The 19,780-nt window shown below is 40.1% G+C and carries 17 protein-coding genes; 12 read left to right on the forward strand and 5 right to left on the reverse strand.

What is annotated here, in order from left to right:
* Positions 1–27: 27 nt before the first annotated feature.
* The 3 genes from EHS13_RS08290 to EHS13_RS08300 form a co-directional block, all read right to left on the reverse strand.
* Entirely contained in the window at positions 28–825 is a 798-nt protein-coding gene (locus EHS13_RS08290) for an HAD-IIA family hydrolase (RefSeq protein ID WP_155699876.1), read from the reverse strand.
* Between the two features lie 684 nt (positions 826–1,509).
* Entirely contained in the window at positions 1,510–2,529 is a 1,020-nt protein-coding gene (locus tag EHS13_RS08295) for a Gfo/Idh/MocA family protein (protein ID WP_155699877.1), read from the reverse strand.
* 21 nt (positions 2,530–2,550) lie between these two features.
* Positions 2,551–3,432: a sugar phosphate isomerase/epimerase family protein gene (locus EHS13_RS08300; protein ID WP_155699878.1), complete on the reverse strand. Its 882-nt coding sequence runs from the start codon at positions 3,430–3,432 to the stop codon at positions 2,551–2,553.
* Between the two features lie 183 nt (positions 3,433–3,615).
* On the opposite strand from EHS13_RS08300, the gene EHS13_RS08305 reads away from it, so the two are divergent.
* The 7 genes from EHS13_RS08305 (at position 3,616) to EHS13_RS08335 (ending at position 8,913) form a co-directional block, all read left to right on the forward strand.
* Positions 3,616–4,482, forward strand: coding sequence for an AraC family transcriptional regulator (locus EHS13_RS08305; protein WP_162463003.1), 867 nt, complete (start codon positions 3,616–3,618; stop codon positions 4,480–4,482).
* A gap of 109 nt (positions 4,483–4,591) precedes the next feature.
* Positions 4,592–5,050, forward strand: a complete 459-nt coding sequence (locus tag EHS13_RS08310) for a chemotaxis protein CheX (protein ID WP_155699880.1) — start codon at positions 4,592–4,594, stop codon at positions 5,048–5,050.
* A gap of 174 nt (positions 5,051–5,224) precedes the next feature.
* Positions 5,225–6,004, forward strand: a complete 780-nt coding sequence (locus EHS13_RS08315) for an SDR family NAD(P)-dependent oxidoreductase (RefSeq protein ID WP_155699881.1) — start codon at positions 5,225–5,227, stop codon at positions 6,002–6,004.
* A 19-nt stretch (positions 6,005–6,023) separates the two neighbouring features.
* Complete coding sequence (locus EHS13_RS08320) at positions 6,024–6,599, forward strand: RNA polymerase sigma factor (RefSeq protein WP_155699882.1); 576 nt, start codon at positions 6,024–6,026, stop codon at positions 6,597–6,599.
* Positions 6,600–6,645: 46 nt separating this feature from the next.
* A complete protein-coding gene (locus EHS13_RS08325; protein ID WP_155699883.1) occupies positions 6,646–8,043 on the forward strand; it encodes a DEAD/DEAH box helicase in 1,398 nt (465 codons plus the stop codon).
* A 107-nt stretch (positions 8,044–8,150) separates the two neighbouring features.
* Positions 8,151–8,468 carry a hypothetical protein gene (locus EHS13_RS08330; protein ID WP_155699884.1) on the forward strand — a complete coding sequence of 106 codons (318 nt, stop codon included), beginning with the start codon at positions 8,151–8,153 and terminating at the stop codon, positions 8,466–8,468.
* Positions 8,469–8,508: 40 nt separating this feature from the next.
* Positions 8,509–8,913 carry a YflT domain-containing protein gene (locus EHS13_RS08335; RefSeq protein WP_155699885.1) on the forward strand — a complete coding sequence of 135 codons (405 nt, stop codon included), beginning with the start codon at positions 8,509–8,511 and terminating at the stop codon, positions 8,911–8,913.
* A gap of 61 nt (positions 8,914–8,974) precedes the next feature.
* Here EHS13_RS08335 and EHS13_RS08340 read toward each other — a convergent pair whose 3' ends face one another.
* Both EHS13_RS08340 and EHS13_RS08345 read right to left on the reverse strand, forming a co-directional pair.
* Positions 8,975–10,876 carry a copper amine oxidase N-terminal domain-containing protein gene (locus EHS13_RS08340; RefSeq protein WP_162463004.1) on the reverse strand — a complete coding sequence of 634 codons (1,902 nt, stop codon included), beginning with the start codon at positions 10,874–10,876 and terminating at the stop codon, positions 8,975–8,977.
* A gap of 18 nt (positions 10,877–10,894) precedes the next feature.
* The gene (locus tag EHS13_RS08345; RefSeq protein WP_155699887.1) at positions 10,895–12,025 is read right to left on the reverse strand and encodes a S1C family serine protease; all 1,131 of its coding nucleotides are present in this window, start codon (positions 12,023–12,025) and stop codon (positions 10,895–10,897) included.
* A 173-nt stretch (positions 12,026–12,198) separates the two neighbouring features.
* On the opposite strand from EHS13_RS08345, the gene EHS13_RS08350 reads away from it, so the two are divergent.
* From EHS13_RS08350 to EHS13_RS08370, 5 genes are all read left to right on the forward strand, one after another.
* Complete coding sequence (locus EHS13_RS08350; protein ID WP_155699888.1) at positions 12,199–12,990, forward strand: class I SAM-dependent methyltransferase; 792 nt, start codon at positions 12,199–12,201, stop codon at positions 12,988–12,990.
* Positions 12,991–13,071: 81 nt separating this feature from the next.
* Positions 13,072–15,507 (forward strand): GH116 family glycosyl-hydrolase, encoded by a 2,436-nt coding sequence (locus tag EHS13_RS08355; RefSeq protein WP_155699889.1) that lies wholly within the window; start codon positions 13,072–13,074, stop codon positions 15,505–15,507.
* Positions 15,508–15,946: 439 nt separating this feature from the next.
* The gene (locus EHS13_RS08360; RefSeq protein ID WP_155699890.1) at positions 15,947–17,572 is read left to right on the forward strand and encodes an extracellular solute-binding protein; all 1,626 of its coding nucleotides are present in this window, start codon (positions 15,947–15,949) and stop codon (positions 17,570–17,572) included.
* Positions 17,573–17,753: 181 nt separating this feature from the next.
* Positions 17,754–18,614: an ABC transporter permease gene (locus EHS13_RS08365; RefSeq protein ID WP_405083576.1), complete on the forward strand. Its 861-nt coding sequence runs from the start codon at positions 17,754–17,756 to the stop codon at positions 18,612–18,614.
* Positions 18,615–18,659: 45 nt separating this feature from the next.
* Positions 18,660–19,544, forward strand: a complete 885-nt coding sequence (locus EHS13_RS08370; RefSeq protein WP_155699892.1) for a carbohydrate ABC transporter permease — start codon at positions 18,660–18,662, stop codon at positions 19,542–19,544.
* Positions 19,545–19,780: the final 236 nt, after the last annotated feature.

Consider the following 19,780-nt stretch of genomic DNA (forward strand, 5'->3'; position numbering starts at 1 on the left):
AATCTTAATAATGAAGTGGTGGAAATCTTAATAAATTCTTAGCTTTTCTGCTAACATTTTTAAATTTGTGCAAACGAGATCAGGTTGAATCTGGGAAGAATCAATTTGTTGTTGGACATTATGTAGGGTGGCTAGACCGGTTAAAACAAGAGCGGTAGGACAGCCGACAAGCTTGCCGCCATTAATATCTGTGTGAACATTGTCTCCTACAACCCAAATGTCAGCAGCAGGCAATCCTAGCCTTTCAATAGCATAATTCATGATAATGGAAGAAGGTTTACCGATGACGATCGGCTGAACCTGGCTGGCTGTTGCGATTGCAGCGGCTAAAGAACCAGAGCCTGGATGAGGGCGGCCGCTAGAAGGCAGTAAGTGGTCAGGATTAGTGTTAATCGAAATAGCACCTGCAGCAATATATTGAACAGCTCGTTCCAGCTTCTCATAGGTAAATTGGCGGTCAATCCCTTGGACAACAAAATCAGGCTGAGTGGATGCGGAGTTATTGGTAAGCGTAAAACCTGCTACTTCCAGTGTGGATAGTAAGCCTTGCTCACCTATACAATAGACAGAGGCATGCTGTTGTTGATCTGCGATATAAAGTGTAGCAGCTTGAGCCGAGGTGAAAATCTCATCGACTGTAACCTCAATGCCGGTTACTTCTAGAAGGTGTGCAGCTACTTCCTGAGGGAGGCGGCTAGAGTTGTTTGTTAACAAGAGAAACGGCAGCTTTTTTTGCTTGAGCAAACTAATGAATTCATAAGCCTCTGGGATAGGGTTATGCCCGCTATATAAAGTTCCGTCTAAATCAATTAAAAATCCAATCATGTTGATTCTCCTTCTAAGGTTGTCTAATGGTTTATCTTTTGTCTAAGTTTAGCACAATTTATTAAAGTTATTTAGTGTAGACTGCAGCTTGGTGATTGGAGAGAGGCAGTGGAATATAAATAAGCCTTTGGAAACGATAAGAAGTATTGTTAGAGAATTAAATTAGTTGAAGTAATTGGCTGTAGAGATATTTATTATTGTTAGAGGAGTAGTGGAAGAGTTGAGGTCTCTAGATAAGCCATTGAAACGATAAGAAGTATCGTTAGAGAATCAAATTAGTTGAAGTAACTGGCTGTAGAGATATTTATTATTGTTAGAGGAGTAGTGGAAGAGTTGAGGTCTCTAGATAAGCCATTGAAACGATAAGAAGTATCGTTAGAGATTCAAATTAATTGAAGTAACTGGCTGAAGAGATATTTATTACTGTTAGAGGAGTAGTGGAGGAGTTGAGTCTCTAGATTATCCTTGGAAACGATAAGAAGTTCGTTAGAGAAACTCAACCCAAATAGCTGCTTTTGAGGCAGCTATTTGGGTTGAGTTTTAGGCTTTGCTAGTTATCACTCGTTTTAGATGCCTGAAAAGCATTTAAGTAGTTGTCTTCCTACTTACTTGATGATTTAACTGCCTATAAAGCAACTAATGGTTGGCAAGCCTACAAAAATTTACGGGATGAATTTCATATCCCTAAACTAAGCTTACTTTTTGCCCTAGCTTCGCGCTTTGAATTGCTCCAAAAACCATTGCGGTGCTTTTGATATTATCAAAGCAAGAGGTTTCTGCTAGTCGCCCTTCTTCTAATGAAGCAAACATTTCGTCTAAGCAGCCCCAGTGGCCTTCTCGTCCGTCCCAAGTAACTTCGGCTTCGTGTTGTGTGAATTTACTATGGAATTCCTTAGGTTGAGTCTCATCAATTATTTGATAGGTTGGTACATGAGTGCCATCCCATAGGGCCGTTCCTTTACTGCCAATAACTCGCCAATTGGATTCCCAAGAGGTCGGGAAACCTTCCGCACACCAAGAGCCCTGGTAGGTGAAAACCGAGCCATCGGACATTTCGAATATACAAATCGCGGATGCATTGCCTTTATACCATGATCCCGGGGGATTAAATTCATGACAATAAACGGATACAGGATCAGCACCCATTAGAAATCTAGCCTGATCGAAGGTATGGATAGCCATGTCTAGAATTAGTGGGCTGTCCATTAAATCGCGAAAGCCGCCAAAATGAGCACCGATGAAGAAATCGGCATGCACGGAGCCTAGAGTACCTAAGGTTCCAGCTTCAACCACACTTCTGAAAGCACGCATCAGCTTTATATAACGTCGATTCTGCATTATGGCATAATTTTTCCCTGCGTCCTTAGCTAGCTGAACAAGCTCATTTGCTTCTTCAATAGAGGCTGCCATCGGTTTCTCGCCAAACACATTACAGCCATGCTTAAGCGCAGTAGAAACGATGAGTTTATGACTCTCCGGTATGGTCACATCAAACACGAGATTTGCTTTCGTTGCACTAAGAGCTGCTGCTAAATCAGTGAAAGTCGGCACATTTAATGCTCTTTTCTCCGCCATTGCTTTTGCACTATCTTCAAATATATCAACGAGCCCAACTATTTCTACATCCTCACGCTGGGCTGCATAATCCAACCAAATATTAGACATACCTCCACAGCCTGCTACGACTAGACGATGTTTTTTCATTTTAGCAATTCCTCCAGTAAATTAAATAGGATTCGGAACAAAGCTGCCGCCACGGCATTGCTTTAAATAATTCAGTCCATGAACCTGTCCGGTCATTTCTAACTCATCCCGATAAACAGGATCATGCCAGCCTTCGATATCAATGGTTCCTTTATACCCACCTTGTCTTAGGATTGTAATAATATCCGTCCAATTGGTATCACCAAACCCCGGAGTACGGTGCCAAACGAATTCCTTAGGTCCATGGATACCAAATTCACGTACAATATCCCAAGCAATAGTGGCATCTTTACCATGGACATGGAATACTTTATCGATCCATTTGCGAAGCTGGGGAATCGGGTCAATTAAACTGACCATCTGATGGCAAGGCTCCCATTGTAAACCAATATTATCTGCTTTCAATGAGTTGAACATCATTTCCCAAGCGGTTGGGTTATGGGCAATGTTCCAATCCCCATTCTTCCATGTCCCACCCATATCGCAGTTTTCAAAAGCTAAACGAACGCCACGATCTGCAGCGCGCTCCGCCAGCTTGCCAAAAACCTCTTGGTAGCGCGTAATAGATTGATCAATGGATCCGGGCATTCTACCCGTAAAACCGCTTACAAGATCTGTGCCAAATTCATGCGCATGATCAATTAAACGTTCCCAGCTGGCTACAGTATCGGCATTATCGCCTTCACCAGTAAGCGCGTTTCCAAAAATACCAAGTGTTGAAATAATAATATCTTTCTCTGCAAGTATTTCCTTAACTTGTTTAGCCGTTTCACTCAAGTTGGTAGTTCCCGTCGTCTGCCAAAAGGTTAAACTAAATGATTCAAAACCGTGTGGAATGATTTGGGGTAAGACGCGAACTGCATCGGTCCCTCCTACAAGGGTACCCATTCTAATTTGTTGCATGTAAAAACCTCCTGAGATTTTCTGTTTGATCATGGCATCATAAACATACGCTTTGTTATAAAATGCGGTATACTTTGATTATCATATCAGCAACTTCTACAGGGTTCTCTATACTATCCTGTTCAATACTTATACTATCTTGTGCAGAATATGAACAAGCTTTCTTGTATATGGAGGGACATAATGACTTACGCTAATCTAAAAGAAAACACATGGCTTCCTGACCAAGCGTTTCCGATAAATATTTTTCATAATTTACCAAATGATCATAATGTATTGGGACTCCATTGGCATGAGCATATGGAGCTGATTTATATGGTTGAAGGGGAGGCTGTTTTTGATATTGGGAATCAATCGTTTGCGGCTACGGCAGGTGATATTCTGTTTGTGAATGGTGGACAATTGCACTCGGGTTATTCCATCCACAATCAAGGAGTGAATTATTATGCTATCGTCTATAACCCTTCCTTGTTGTTTGGATCTGTATTAGATGCACATCATGCCCAAACCATAGGTCCTTTTCTAAACGGTGATCTTTCTTTGCCCAACCTGATCCAGAAGACAGACGATTATTATGTTGAAACCAAGCAATGGATTTTAAAAACGATTGATGAATTTACAAATAAAGCATTTGCCTATGAAGTGAATATCAAAGCCTATTTACAGCTTATCCTTGTACTTTTTTCACGCCACAGCTCAATTAAGTTACCTCATAATCAAAAAAATGTACGGCAAGCTGAAATGCTGAAACCAGTTATTATTTATTTGGAAAAAGCCTTCTCGAATAAAATATCATTGGAGCAGGCAGCTAAGCTAGTTAATTTAAGCACACATCACTTCTGTAAAAGCTTCAAGAAAATGACTGGACGAACTTTTATTGAATATTTGCATATTATCCGAATTAATGAAGCGGAGAGATTGCTGAAGAAAACAGAGATACCTATCACACGCATTGCTGAGCAGGTAGGTTTCTGCAATATTAATTATTTTGATAAGGTATTTAAAAAAGTTAAAAAATACTCGCCCTCTAATGCACGAAAGCAGTCCTAGAAAGTTAAAAATAATCCTGCATAATAATAGTATACTTGACCTATGTTTTTCGTTTATAATGGTACAAATAACCTTTTGCTGAATTATGACGAAAAGGAGCCAAATATCAATGAAGGCGGAATACATAAACCCCTTTTTGGAATCTGCAAGAATAGTAATTGAACAAATGATTAATATTCGGCCTACAACGGGTCAACTCGGTATCAAGGATATCAAATTTGTTGAAAAATATATTTGGATCCAAATTGGCATTACTGGGCAAATGCAAGGTGATATTGTATTTGGTCTTCATGAGGTCGTTGCTTTGAAACTCGTATCTGCAATGATGGGTGGATTTGTTCTGACTGAAATGGACGAGATGGGTCACAGTGCAATTTCTGAATTAGGTAATATGATTAGTGGAAATGCAAGCACCATGTTATATAATCAAGGAGTTCGCGTAGATATTACACCACCTAAAGTCGTTCAATCCGTGACTGCGGCAGGATTCATTCCTAAGAAAGCGTTGACGATTCCATTAATTATTGAAGGTATTGGTGAATTAGATATTCAAGTTATTATGACCTAAGATCTGTCCGACGAGTGGAAGAATAATTCATCGGAAAAGACTCACACGATTAACGGCGAACCAATTTATAAGAGATGCCATTAAACGTATAAATCCAAGGTGGGGCTTTCTTCGGAAGGTTTCTGCTTTTTTTTTAAATATAGCCGTTTATCCTTGTTAGTAGGAGGTTGATGAGTGAGTTGGTTTGCTAATAAAGTCGTTGTAATTACTGGAGCATCCAGTGGAATTGGTGCTTGGATGGCGCAAGAGCTATCTCGTCAAGGTGCTATTGTTATACTTATTGCAAGGTCTGAAGAAAGGCTGCATCAAACTGCCGCACTCATGCAAGGGAAACATGAATGGATGGTAACGGATGTCACCTCAACGGAGCAGGTTTTTGAAGCCGTTCATCAAATTATACTTACATACGATAAAATTGATATTCTGATTAACAATGCAGGCTTTGGAGTGTTTGAGAATTTTATTGAGGCTGACATAGATACCATGGAACAGATGATGGACGTCAATTATATGGGAACCGTAAGATTCACCAAAGCAGTTATGCCCTATATGCTCGAAGCCAACTCTGGACATATTGTCAATATCGCTTCACTTGCTGGTAAAATTGGCACGGCTAAATCTAGTGGTTACTGCGCATCCAAGCATGCTGTACTGGGTTTTACCAACAGCTTGCGGCAGGAATTAAAAGGTAGCGGTATCTTTATTACTGCAGTGAATCCTGGACCGATAGATACGCCTTTTTTTGATCTGGCTGATCCTACTGGGAATTATTCGGGTAAGATGAAATCCTATATGCTTCGTCCTGAGCAAGTAGGCAAAGCAGTGTTTCGCGCGATTATTAAACGTAAAATGGAAGTAAACCTGCCTGTATTATTCGGATGGGCGGCTAAATTTATTACTGTGTTTCCTTGGTTTTCTAATAAATTTATTTATAAATTTTTGAATAATAAATAGGACGCTGTGGAGGGTATGTATGCCTAAACACTTAATTTTGTTATTTGCCACGGATTTTCATACCTTGCCGCACGAGCAGCAGCTTGAAGTCTATAAAGACTTTTATGTACTAATGTATCCTATGGTATTTTTTATTGTTAAGGATCACGGGGTTACTGAGGACATTATGCAAGAGTCATTTTTGCGAGCGATCAGCAAGTCTGACCAGCTGCTGAACTGGAATAAGATGGAGGGCTGGTTAAAAACCTTAACCCGAAATGTAACCTTGAACTTTTTGCGTAAAATCAAAAGGAACCGGAATGAACTGGAAAAAGAAGAGATGATGGATGATAGAGAGATAGGTGTTACTTCTAATATTCCCATTCCTCTGGAACAAGAGGTTGAAATGAAGATCATGGAAGAATCGATTATTCAGTATTTGAATGATTTAAAGCCAGAATATAGACAGATTTTTGAAATGCGTTGGCTGCATTATATGTCTTATCGAGAAATGGCTGCTGAGCTTAATGTTAGTGAAGGAATCATTAAACAACGTCTATTCCGTGCAAGAGAAGCGATTAAACAGAAAATTGATGACGATTGGAGTGTGAATTGAGGCAGAAAGGCTTATAATGATAGAAAACATTGAAAAGAGGATCCACATGCAGACCAGCTTTGAAGCCTTACAGATTGCTCCAGCCTTATTGGCTCCATTACAAGCGATGCAAATTGTGAGCCCGACTCCTATACAAGCAGAAGCTATCCCTCTAATACTTGCTGGCAAAGATGTCATAGCTCAATCGCAAACAGGGACAGGTAAAACATTAGCTTACTTGCTGCCTACTTTGCACAGGGTTGATCAGGACCTAAAGCAGCTACAGGTTATGGTACTAGTACCCACTAGAGAGCTCGGGATGCAAATCATCCATGAAATTGAAAAGCTTACTGAACATAGCAGTATTCTGGCACAGCCTTTAATTGGCGGTGCTTCGGTAAGTCGTCAAATCGAAAAGCTGCGTCTTCATCCCCAAATAGTCGTTGGCACGCCAGGGCGGATACTCGAATTAATTAAAGTTAAGAAGCTGTCGATGCATTATGTTCAAACGATTGTCGTCGATGAAGTGGATCAAGTATTTGATCTAGGGTCAATGATAGAAGTAGAAGCCATTCTCAAGAGCGCTATGCGAGATCGGCAGATTCTGTTCTTCTCTGCCACGATCTCAAAAGCAATTGAGGCAGCTGCTATGCGCTGGATGAAAGAGCCCGCTCTAGTTCACATTAATCCTGCACAAAAAGCAGCAGAAACCTTGGAGCATCTCTACTTTGTTTGCGAAGAACGTGAGAAAATTGATACATTGCGTCGATTGGTGCGACTTTATAATCCCAAAGCAGCAATTGTTTTCATCAATGAAACCGATGATGCCGCAGAGGTCGTGCAGAAGCTGAGTTATGTCGGCTTAACCATTGAAGCGTTATTCGGTGAAGCTAGCAAACAAGATCGTGCCCGAGCTATGAGTGGTTTTCGTGAAGGACGGTTTCAATTACTGCTAGCTACGGATGTCGCGGCTCGTGGTTTGGATTTAATCGAGGTCACTCATGTATTCAATCTTGACTTGCCGGTTGATGCGGATCATTATATTCATCGTGCAGGTCGGACAGGCCGGATGGGGCGTAAGGGAACTGTAATCTCCATCGTCGCCCGTAAACAACAATTCATCATGGATAAATATGCAAAGACTCTAGGTGTTACATTCGAGCAGAAAGATATGTATGAAGGCCGAGTTGTTAATCCAGGTTTGCAAAAAGTTAATAAGCCAGACCCTATAATAGCGACAAATACGGCTAAAGCCCCAACATTAACTCCACCTAGTTCAAAAGGTGAAGAAACTGTTAAAGCAGCTTATGTACCTGTTAATGAAAGAGCCGGAAAAGCAGCATCATCTCCCTCAGCACCTAAAGCAACCTTAAAAAAGGCTAAAACCAATCGTGAACGTGACCGTAAGAACAAAGGGGCACCAAAGTGGTTGAAAGAAAAAGCCAACAAGCCAGAACAACTGTAGCCTCGCTTAGCGAGGCTTTTTCGTGTATAAAAAAGATGTTTCAAACCAATAACTATGGTTTATATAGTTATATCTAAATTAACGAATAATCAAAGGAGGAATGACTTATGTACATTAAACATCGCATCACTTTTTTTGATACAGAAATCCAGGTTAATCAAAATGAGCAGGATGTGTTCTTTGTCAGCATTCTATCGAATGCAACTCCACTGGGTTCAGGTAATGTATTGGAGGAATATCCTTCAGAAGCTGCAGCTATTGAGGCAGCAGAAAGACTTCACCGAACATACTCCATTGCTAAAGAAAATGGCTATCACCTATTGGGCACATTCTTCACTAAACATGAAAAAGAAAACGTGGATGCAACTCAGATGATGAAATCAGATTATTCCGATGAAGAGTTAATTACCCATTTTAATGCCTAAAGTTGATTTAAATAAATTTAAATTCTAAGGAGTGATGATTATGTCAACCTACACTCAAGTGTTTACCGTAGATAATATCTTAGATGCTCGGTATAAGATTCAAACTCTAGAAAATGAAGGTATTGCGAAAGAAAACATCTTCGTTCTGACTCATAATGAAAAGCGGACAGAATATATTAGCAAGCATACAGATGGCAACCAAATTAGTGTAGCAGAGGAAGGCATTTTTACAGCTATTGCTAACTTTTTCCGCTCAGAAGGCGACGGCTTACGTGCCAAGCTTAGGGCAATGGGAGTTTCACCTGAGCATGCCGAAATATTAGAAAGCGACATGGATTTAGGTAAGATTGTAGTCCTCGCATGGAGTGGTAAAACCTATGATGATCATAACTATGATCAGGAAGTAGCTTATTATCCGCCTGAGAACTATAAATCAATGGTTTAATTTGAACTAAAAGAGCCTTGACCTTTGCTAAATGCAAGGGTCAAGGCTCTTTTTCAATACCTTAAGGCGTTATTTGAAAGGAAGCAATAAGTGCGGCAAATCTTTGTTTGGTACTCTCTGTATTAAAGGCAGGTCCAATCTCATAAACAATCACATAATCTTTTGTTGCACTGCTGTATAAGTAGATTTCACCATTCACTGGAACACCAAGTGCACTCTCTGAGTAAGTTATTTTTTTGAAATTTTGACCACCTAAGGTTGCAGTAGTATTGGCTGTGATAGTAATGTACGTATTTTCTTTAAGGTAATCCTCCATATATTTTGTTATGTCTACTTTTGGTGTTTTAGTACGGACTCCAATATTGATAAACCCATCTGCGAATGTATAGTTAAGAGTGGTATCTTTATCCGCATTCTCAGTGGAGTCTTCCCAGAATTCAGGTTTTTCAAAGCTAACACCTAGATTTTTACTAACTATTTTGGAAAGAGTTGCAGAATTTACGCTATCATCTTTAATCGTACCAAGGGATGAATTTAATTTATCAGTAAAGGCAAAGGATTGAAGTAAGGCTTCTTTAGTTGCTTGGATATCTGCAGCAGGCGCATCTTTAGGATATTCAAAATCAATGTCATATTTAAGGTTGCCTTTAATAATCAGGAATTCTGTATCAGAAGTCCAAGCATCCTCCAGATTAAATTCAGAAATCATTTCTTTAGCAGGTTCATTTCCAACAGTAGTAGAAGTGGTTGAGATAATCTTACCATATTCAGGAACTATGAAATCAGATAACTGAAGAGTGTTTTTTGCAACCCAGCTGTCTAATGTTTCACCAGCAGCCAACGAACTTATTGTAATTCGGAAGGTTTTATCCTCCGTTCCTCCGCTATGAAAATTGAATTTGGAACTATCCTCCGTTCCTTTATCCCAATCGGATGGAATATTTAAAGTAAACCCATAATCGTCGTTTGTATAGATACGATAACCATTTTTAACGGTAGAGATATCTTTTGTTGTGAAGTCCTTTGTATCATAAGTAAGTGTAAAACTATCCAATAACTCTTTATAGCCAGCACTTTTCAAAGGGTTGTTATAATTTTTTACTTCTGAGATATCCATGATTAAAGTATAAACACTGCTATTAGCGAAATAAGCTCTTGATTCCGTATACATGTCTTCTTCCTTGCTAATTATTCGAGCGAAGGATACTCCATTAACGGTAGCTGTACTTTTACTTAATACTGTTCCAGTAACGAAATCAGCTAGTTCTGTTAGTAAGCCATCTGCGGACATATTCTGTACATCAGATGGGTCAATGGAGATGTTCAATTCATACTCACCATTGGCATCTTCAAAATTGAGATAATCACCTTTATAGGACTGGTAAGATTTAACCAAGCCAGTTGGATACTTCATCGTCCAATTATTGTAGCTATCGCCAATTTTAGTTTTTCCGGCATCGCTGTTTAATCCGCCTGAGGTATCAGCAACGGGTGCATCACCTGTAATTGTGATTTGTTTGGTAACCTTATCGAATGTAATAGTCGCTCCAAAGTTCTCTGTAATAAAGCGAACAGGAACCATAGTAGTACCATTGTGGAGCTGAGGGGCTGTGTTCATTTCGATTGCTTTTCCATCGACAATAGCCATTTTGTTATCAATCGTTAAGCTTAAGTCATGTCCATTGTACTTTAAACCGATTGTTTTCGTAGGAGCATCATAAGCTAGAACAGCTCCAAAAGCTGTAGTGATGACCCTTAATGGGACGAGCGTCGAGTTGTCTTTAGTAATATAAGGCGCTTCACCTGTAAGACTTGTTTCGTTGATCTTAATATCTTTTTGTCCAATAGTTAAGGTGATGCTTAATGTCTTGCTTGCGGTTGCTGTTTCAGCAAATGCAGTAGCTTGGAAAATAAAAAATGTTAAAATTAATAATAAAGTTGTGAATTTAGTAAGCTTCTTCAAAATAACACGCTCCATGGATTATTTTTGTTCTGTAAAGGTTAAAGAGATGGTTTTTAGATCTCCGTCAGAGAGGACCATTAACTTGGTTTTATCACCAGGTAAATATTTGCGAAGCTGTTCATTAAAATCGATCAGTGTTGTTACATTAATTGCATCAAGCGAATAAATCACATCGCCTTTCTTAATACCAGCTATACCTGCAGGAGAGCCTGTCGCGACATTGACCACAGTTAGTGGGTCAGTTGTGGGAAGTCCAACAACAGCAGCCCAGCTTTCTTCCAGCTCAAGTCCGGAATAAGGACGCTTAACCTTGCCATATTTAAAAAACTGTTGAATGACATAGTTTACGGTATCAATCGGGATTGAGAAACCTAGACTATCCACACCGACTGCTGCAAATTTAAGTGAATTAATCCCAACGACCTCACCTTTAAGATTAATTAGAGGGCCGCCGCTATTCCCTGGGTTGATGGCAGCATCGGTCTGCAATAAACGGTAGGTGGAATGGATCGAGCGATCAATCCCGCTAATGACTCCAACAGACACGGAATTACGCAAGGAGAAGGAAATAGGAGTACCTATGGCAACAACCGTTTCTCCAACCTGAACATTAAGCTTGTCCGCAAATTTAGCAATCGGTAAGCCAGTTGCTGAGATTTTGACTAAGGCAAGATCACTTTCCTCATCTATATTCATCGTTTTGGCAGCATATTGCTTGCCATTGGTTGTTACAACCGTAAGGTTTTTCATGTTTTTGACCACATGGGCATTAGTAACAATCCAACCATCCGCTTTGATGATTACTCCGGTTCCATGTGCTAATGAAAAGCGATTATCGGAATCAGCACTTTCTGTTTCATCAGGCTTGCCGATAATACCAACAACAGCAGGAGAAACCTTAGCTATTGCATCTGGGACGGGATTCGGTTTTTTGTAGCTGTAGGCTTTTGTTTTTTCATCAAGGATCAATTCTCCACCTAATGCTTTAAGCAGATCGGATGCTTTAAAATAAACCTCGCCCTCAATCTTTTTGGTGCTTAATGGGACCGTGTTTGAAGTACTGGATGAAGCTGCGGTTGCTGTGGTGCTGGAGATAAGAAGTATAATTGAAAATAGACCCACAGCTTTTCTAACACGATTGCTAAACATGGTTAACTTCCTTTCTGACTCTAATAATGTGCAAGTAAAATTTACCATTATTAGTTGCTGTAAAGCAATGACTAGTTTTGTCGAATTATGTCCGAAATATGTGAGGTTTGGCAGCAAGGAGGATTTATGGTATTCTCACTGGAAGAAATGCAAATAATGGAGGCACAATATACATGCAAAAGGAAGTAAGCACATCGAATGAAGCGGCTTGGAATCAAGGGCCCTATGAAGCTTGGACAGCCCGATTCGGAACCCCGCAAGAGGCAGCGGCGAGAATTGTATCTAATCCTGCAGCACGGCTGTCGACTCTCCATACCTGGATTGGTGATATAGCAGGAAAGAAAGTAGTCAATCTGCTAGGGTCTCATGGAAGTAAGGCTATTGCAATGGCATTGTTAGGTGCTCAAGCGACTGTTGTGGATATTGCATCGGAGAATGCTCGTTATGCTCGTGAGCTAGCTCAAGCAGCGGGAGTCGAGCTTCATTATATCGTTTCGGATGTGTTAGAGCTTCCAGAAGCTGAATTAACGGGGGATTACCAGATCGTATTGATGGAATTTGGAATTCTACATTACTTCACAGATTTACTGGCATTGATGACGATTGTTTCTAAATTGTTAGCTCCTGGTGGTCGATTGGTGCTGCAGGATTTTCATCCGATTACAACTAAGCTGATCAGCTCGCGTGGTACGACTCAAGCTATTCGTAAGCATAAGGTGGATGGGGATTATTTTGATACGAGCATTGAAGAGGTAGAGGTTCCTTATTATAAATTCTTATCTGCCGATAAACAAAAGGATTTAAAGAAAACAAGGCTGCGTCGTTGGACATTAGGTGAGGTAGTTACAGCTGTTGCGGAAGCGGGTTTATTTATTGAAGTGTTGAAAGAAGAGCCGAATTTATCCTCAGAGCTTTTTGATAAAGGGATTCCAAAGACGTTTACTTTAGTAGCTAAGCAGCTGTAAAAACATATGTTTATAATAGTCTTGTGCCTGAAATCCTTCTGGTATACAATGTGTATATAATAGAAGAATGGGAGTAATCAGATGAAAATAAATAGCGAAAATCGATTTATGTTTCCAGGTGAGGCGAGTGAAGCGAAGTTTTTGCTTGGAGGTATCGGAACAGGAAATGTATCTTTGGGCAGCAGAGGTGAACTGAGGGATTGGGAAATATTCAACCATGCTAATAAAGGTTTAAATTTACCGAATACCTTCTTTACAATTTGGGCTAAATCGCAGGGAGCGGCTCCTGTAACGAAAATATTGGAATCACAGCTAGCTCCACCTCATTGGTTAGGTCCAGGTTATCCGCCAATTACGGCTGCTGGCCTCCCTCGTTTAAAATCTTCGCGTCTGATTGGGGAATATCCCATAGCTCGTGTTGAGTTTGAAGATAATGATTTACCTGTAGAGGTTGAGCTTGAAGCTTATACTCCATTTATTCCTCTGCAAGCGGATGATTCTGGCCTTCCCTGCTTTCAACTGACCTATAAAGTAACTAATACATCTGAACAACCTGTATCAGTCTCGATTGCAGGATCGCTTTTTAATCCAATTGGTGGACTTACTTATGATCAAATTGGCTATTTTTCAAAAGAGCCGCATGGTCAAAGCATTAATCAATTTAAAGTTCAGGATGGTTTAGCTGGACTATACTTAGCTTCTGAAAAATATGATAAAGATCATTTGCAATACGGCAATCTTTCATTTACTACAACAAATAGGGATGTAACCTATAAACGTGCTTGGTTGCGAGGAGATTGGTTCGATTATCTGCAAAATTTCTGGGATGATTTCTCCGAAGATGGAAGATTGACTGATCTTGGTTATGAAGAGCCATCTGCAGAAGGCAATAATGATACGGGTTCTCTTGCGGTTCATGAACAGCTGCTTCCCGGTGAAAGCCGATCCTTTCAATTTATGGTGGCTTGGTATTTTCCCAACCGAATGAATGGATGGAACGATTTTTTTAACAATATTCAAAAAGCTGGAAATGCGCACAATCGCTATGCGGCAAGATTTAACAGCTCTTGGGAGGTTAGCGCCTATGCACATATGAACTGGAAGAGGTTGTCTGAAGCCACGTTTCTTTTTCGCGATGCCCTATTCGAGAGTACATTGCCGGATTATGTAATTGATGCCTTAGCTGCCAATATAACCGTTATTCGCAGCAGTACTTGTTTTTGGCTCAGTGATGGCCGGTTTTTAGCCTATGAGGGCAGCTTTGATACACAAGGCTCCTGTGCAGGGAATTGCACACATGTTTGGAATTATGCACAAACCTTGGCTTTCCTCTTTCCTGAGCTGGAGCGGAATATGCGGCAAACAGAATTTCTCGAAGAAGTAGCTGCAGATGGGAAAATGAATTTCAGGGCATTTCATTTATTTGACGCTGAGTTTATGTGGCAGGGGAAAGAATCTCCTCCCGCGGTTGATGGCCAATTGGGTTCGATTATGCGGGTCTATCGGGAATGGAAGCTATCCGGAGATAATGAATTTTTGTGGGAGCTCTGGCCAAATGTGCAAAAAGCACTGGATTTTGCCTTAACTCATTGGGATACAGATGGGGATTATCTGCTTGATGCGAAACAGCATAATACCTATGATATTGAATTTTATGGTCCCAATCCGCTTTCAGGAGTTATGTTTTTAGGTGCTTTAAAGGCAGTAATTGAGATTGCTGCTTACCTTAAGGATGATAAGTATGCAAGCAAGTGCTTGCAGATTTTTGAAAAAAGCGGTAGTGAACTCCAAAAAGCTTTGTGGAATGGAGAGTATTACATTCAAAGACTGGAGGATGTTAATCAGTATAAATATCAGCATGGCACCGGGTGTTTATCGGATCAATTATTAGGACAGCAGCTAGCTCATCTTTATGGATTGGGTTATTTGCTGCCAAAAGAATATGTAAGGAAAGCGATCCTCGCTGTCTATCAGAATAACTTCAAAGAGGATTTTTCTAATCATGTAAACTGTCAACGCACTTATGTAATGAATGATGAGCAAGGTTTGGTTTTATGTTCATGGCCTTATGGAGAGCAGCCGAAGCTCCCGTTCATTTATTCGCAGGAGGTATGGACGGGGATTGAATATCAAGTAGCGACTCATTTAATTTATGAAGGCTTTATTGAAGAAGGCTTGCGGATGGTAAAGGCTGTTCGTGATCGTCATGATGGTTTCCGCCGCAACCCTTGGAATGAAGTCGAGTGTGGACACCATTATGCCAGATCGTTAGCGAGCTGGGGAGTATTAATTGCTTTGTCAGGGTTTTCGTTTGATATGGTGCAAAAACGGCTGAAATTCGAGCCTGTTCTGAATAGCGATAATTTCTCATGCTTCTGGAGTGCTGGATCCTCTTGGGGTATTTATAGACAAAGCATGAATGCTGCTAATGGAATGTATGAGCCTAAGGTTGAGGTGCTCGGAGGTAGCTTATCAGGTGTAACGATTGAAGCTTGCGGTCAAGTTTGGGTGGAATAACGATAGTTGCCTATAATGGCCCTCGCCTTTCACAAGGTGGGGGCTATTATAATATTTATTCCTAATTCGAAAAGTATAAAAAAATTTAATGAATCTAAAAAAGTAAAAATTTTAATACATCACAAGTAAAAATGCTGCATTCTTTTAATTAGTAAAAACAATTAAACTAAGCGTAGGCTAGTAAAGCTGATCGGCTTTCTTAATTAATGTATGCGTTATCATGCGGAGGGGATGGGGAGTTAAAGCGGACTTAGTAATCATTAAAGGGAAAAGTCATGTAATAGTGGTATACAATTTGTATACTTTTTAAAATTCTAAGAAAGTATAAGTTTTTTGCTTATACAGATCTTAGAATTCCGAACAAACGCGCCGCCTTTCATTTGAAAGACAGCGCAGCCGTTTATCCTTGATTCATTTAACTAAAGGGAGGATTACCAAAATGAAAAAAAGAATGCTGTTGGGGTGTATCGCTTTAATTATGGTTTTTACGTTAGTTGGATGTTCTTCTGATAAATCCGAAAGTCCTAAAGAGTCTCAAGCAGCCGATGTTGCTGCAGTTGAGAGTGAAGGTACTGATCCCATTACTTATACATGGGGAAGGAATATTGATCCGAATATGGATATGATCACGAAGCTGAAGGAGCTTACAAGTGAGACGTTAAATGATAACCGTTGGACACGGTTGTTCAAGGAAAAGCTGAATGTTTCCGTAGATTATAAAATGATTTCGGACAGCACTACTTACAATGATAAGATGAAGCTTGCTATGGCCTCTGGCTCTCTGCCGGATATGTTTCAAATTAATCAATCTTCCGATCTTAAGCAACTGATGGAAGCAGGAGCAATTGAAGAACTGGGTCCACTTTATGATAAATATGGCTCCGAGCTTCTGAAGAGCCTTATAGAGAAAGAAACAAAGCGTGTATTCGAACCAGCGACCCATGATGGTAAAATCTATGCTATCCCACAGAAAATGCCGTCAACTAATGACTATAATCATCTTTGGATCCGCGAAGACTGGCTGACAAAGGTTGGTCTGCAACGTCCAAAAACAATGGATGATCTATATGCAATAGCAACAGCATTTGCTACAAAGGATCCAGACGGAAATAGCAAAAATGATACATTTGGACTTGAAATCGATAATAATTTCCGTTATGACATGAATGGATTCTTCTGGGCCTATAATGCCTTCCCCCTAGTTTATGTTGAAAAAGACGGTAAGGTTGCACAAGGTGCTATTCAAGCTGAAATGAAAGAGCCATTAGCATTGCTGCAAAAGATGTTTAAGGATGGCTTGCTTGATAAAGAGTTTGGCACTAAGGATAACGGTAAAGCTATGGAGTCCGTAATTGCAGGCAAGACGGGAATGTTCTATGGTCCTCACTGGATGGCTGGAGCAGCAGACAAGTCAAAAGCTAATGATCCGAATGCCAAGTGGATTGTGGTTCCGTTACCAACTAAGACAGGCGAGCCGGTTAAAATTCCACTCACAATTTCTGTAGATGGATATATGGTTGTGAAGAAAGGAACTAAGCATCCTGAGAATCTGATCAAAATGATGAATCTATATGCTGAAGCTCTATTCGGAAAAACGGCTGAATTTAATAAGTATTTTGGTGAGAATGGCATTGATAATATTTGGCAAATGTCTCCTGTATACTTCCTAGATCCAGGCCTTGATCTTCAGGGACACCAGGATATTAAGAAGGCGCTTGCAGATAACACAACGGATAGTTTAACAGGTGTTGCAAAAGGCTTCTATAAGAATATGACAGATGGAAATGCGGCATTCTCGATGATGTTTGGCCCGACAGATACACCTTTTGCCTTTGTAGATGCTACCTATCCTAAGCAAGTCATCTGGAATGCGTATATTGGCGCACCAACACCAACAATGGTTGCACGTGGGAACTCCATGGATGAGCTAGTTGTGACGACCTTAACCAGCATCATTCAAGCTAAATCGGAAGTAAACAGTGGATTTGATAAGATGGTTGAAGAATGGAACAGCATAGGCGGGACGAAGGTATTGGAAGAAATTAATGCAGCATTAGGTAAGTAATCAGTAATTTCCAGCCCAATATGCAAGTGCCGGTCCTAGTGTCGGCACTTGCATATTCTTTCAATATTACTGGATGGAATGAGGGAGATATATGCAAGTAGCCAATGAAGAGATAAAGAAAATAAATGCTCGCTCAGGATTAAATAATTATCGTAAGAGAAGAGAATTTCCGCTGCACTTAATGCTATTGCCTGGTATTGTATTTGTGATTATTTTTGCTTATATTCCCATGATTGGTGTTAGGATTGCCTTTCAGAATTTTCTGCCGCTTAAACATTTATTCGGGGATCAAGAATGGATTGGCTTGGAAAACTTCAAATATATTTTTGCCACACCTAACATTTGGAGGGTGATATGGAATACTCTATCCATCGCCATTATGAAAATTATCGCGGGCTTGATTGTCCCGATTACATTTGCATTACTGCTCAATGAAGTACGCAATCGAGTATTCAAACGGGTTACACAGACGATTATTTATTTTCCATACTTTCTTTCCTGGATTATTCTAGGCGGGATTATGATCGATATCCTATCCCCATCGACAGGAATTGTTAATGAGTTTCTAGGTTTCCTCGGTTTTAAGCCCATATTCTTCTTGGGTGATAACACTTGGTTTCCCTATACAATGGTTGGTTCCGATGTTTGGAAGAACTTTGGGTTCAGTACGATTATTTATTTGGCTGCGATAACGAGCATTGATCCTTCTTTATACGAATCAGCTGCAGTAGATGGAGCGGGTAGATGGAAGCAAACCTGGCACATCACATTGCCTGGCATGCACATGATCATCATTCTCTTAATGGTGCTTAGCTTAGGAGGAGTGTTGGATGCTGGGTTTGATCAAATTTTTAATTTATATAGTCCTCAGGTCTACGAATCAGGAGATGTCATTGACACCATGGTCTATCGGATGGGACTTCTTCAAGCACAATATGGTCCATCGACTGCGGTTGGATTATTGAAATCCATTGTTTCTTTTGTGCTCATTTCAACCTCTTATTTTGTCGTATATCGTTTATTTAAGTATAGAATTTTTTAACCAGTAGTTTTTTACAAACGGTATTATCTTGCGGGAGGGAAGATCATGTTATTTAACTACACACAGGGACAAAAAATATTCAATATTTTTAATCTTATATTTCTTACCTTAACCAGCGTAATATGCTTGGTGCCATTTGTCCATATTCTAGCGGTTTCATTCAGTGAGGATTCAGCAATTACAGGTGGATTAGTAAGCCTATGGCCAGTCCGTTTCACCTTGGATTCTTATATGTATGTCATTGAGAAGGATGCGTTCTGGAGAGCATTCGTTGTAACTTTAAAACGGGTTGCTATGGGCACGACGTTAAACGTTTTTCTTGTTATATTGCTTGCCTACCCACTATCCAAATCCAAAGAGAAATTTCGAACTCGCTCGATCTATGTTTGGTTTTTCTTTTTCACTATGCTCTTTAGTGGCGGTTTAATTCCATCTTATATATTAATTAGTAAGCTCGGACTGATGAATACTATTTGGGCTCTGGTCCTGCCAGGTGCTGTTACCGTATTTAATATCATTCTGATGCTGAATTTCTTTCGAGAGGTGCCAGAAGAAATCGAGGATGCTGCGAACATCGATGGTGCAAACCATTGGCGAACCTTATGGCAGATTTATGTACCGCTCTCTACGCCAGCAATTGCGACGATCACCTTGTTCTGTATTGTGGGACATTGGAACTCCTGGTTTGATGGGCTAATCTATATGAGCAATTCAGAGAATTATCCACTGCAGAGCTATTTGCAAACTATTGTAGTTAAAATAAATTCCGTAACGACCTCGGCTACTGAACAAATTAGATTGGCTAAGCTGAATGACCGCTCCATACGTGGAGCGCAGATGGTCGTTGCTTCCGTGCCTATTCTAATTGTATATCCGTTTTTGCAAAAATATTTTGTCAGCGGGATTCGATTGGGCAGTGTAAAAGGATAGGTAAAAATAACATCAGACTTTAGTAAAGATATTCTATTGAAGCACTTGATCTCTTAAAGTACGATATCCGTGAAGCACACTCAAATAGTGTTTTATTCTATGAGGAAAGGAGGGATTAGGCATTAATTAATGTTCTTTGAGCAGCAATGAAAACGGTAACAATGGAGGTGGCAACGGACAATCTAAAGGCATTTCTTAAAATGGGTAGTTAGCTCAAACAGCTTTCAATAAAATAA

The organism is Paenibacillus psychroresistens (assembly GCF_009728935.1).
GTDB lineage: Bacteria > Bacillota > Bacilli > Paenibacillales > NBRC-103111 > Paenibacillus_AC > Paenibacillus_AC psychroresistens.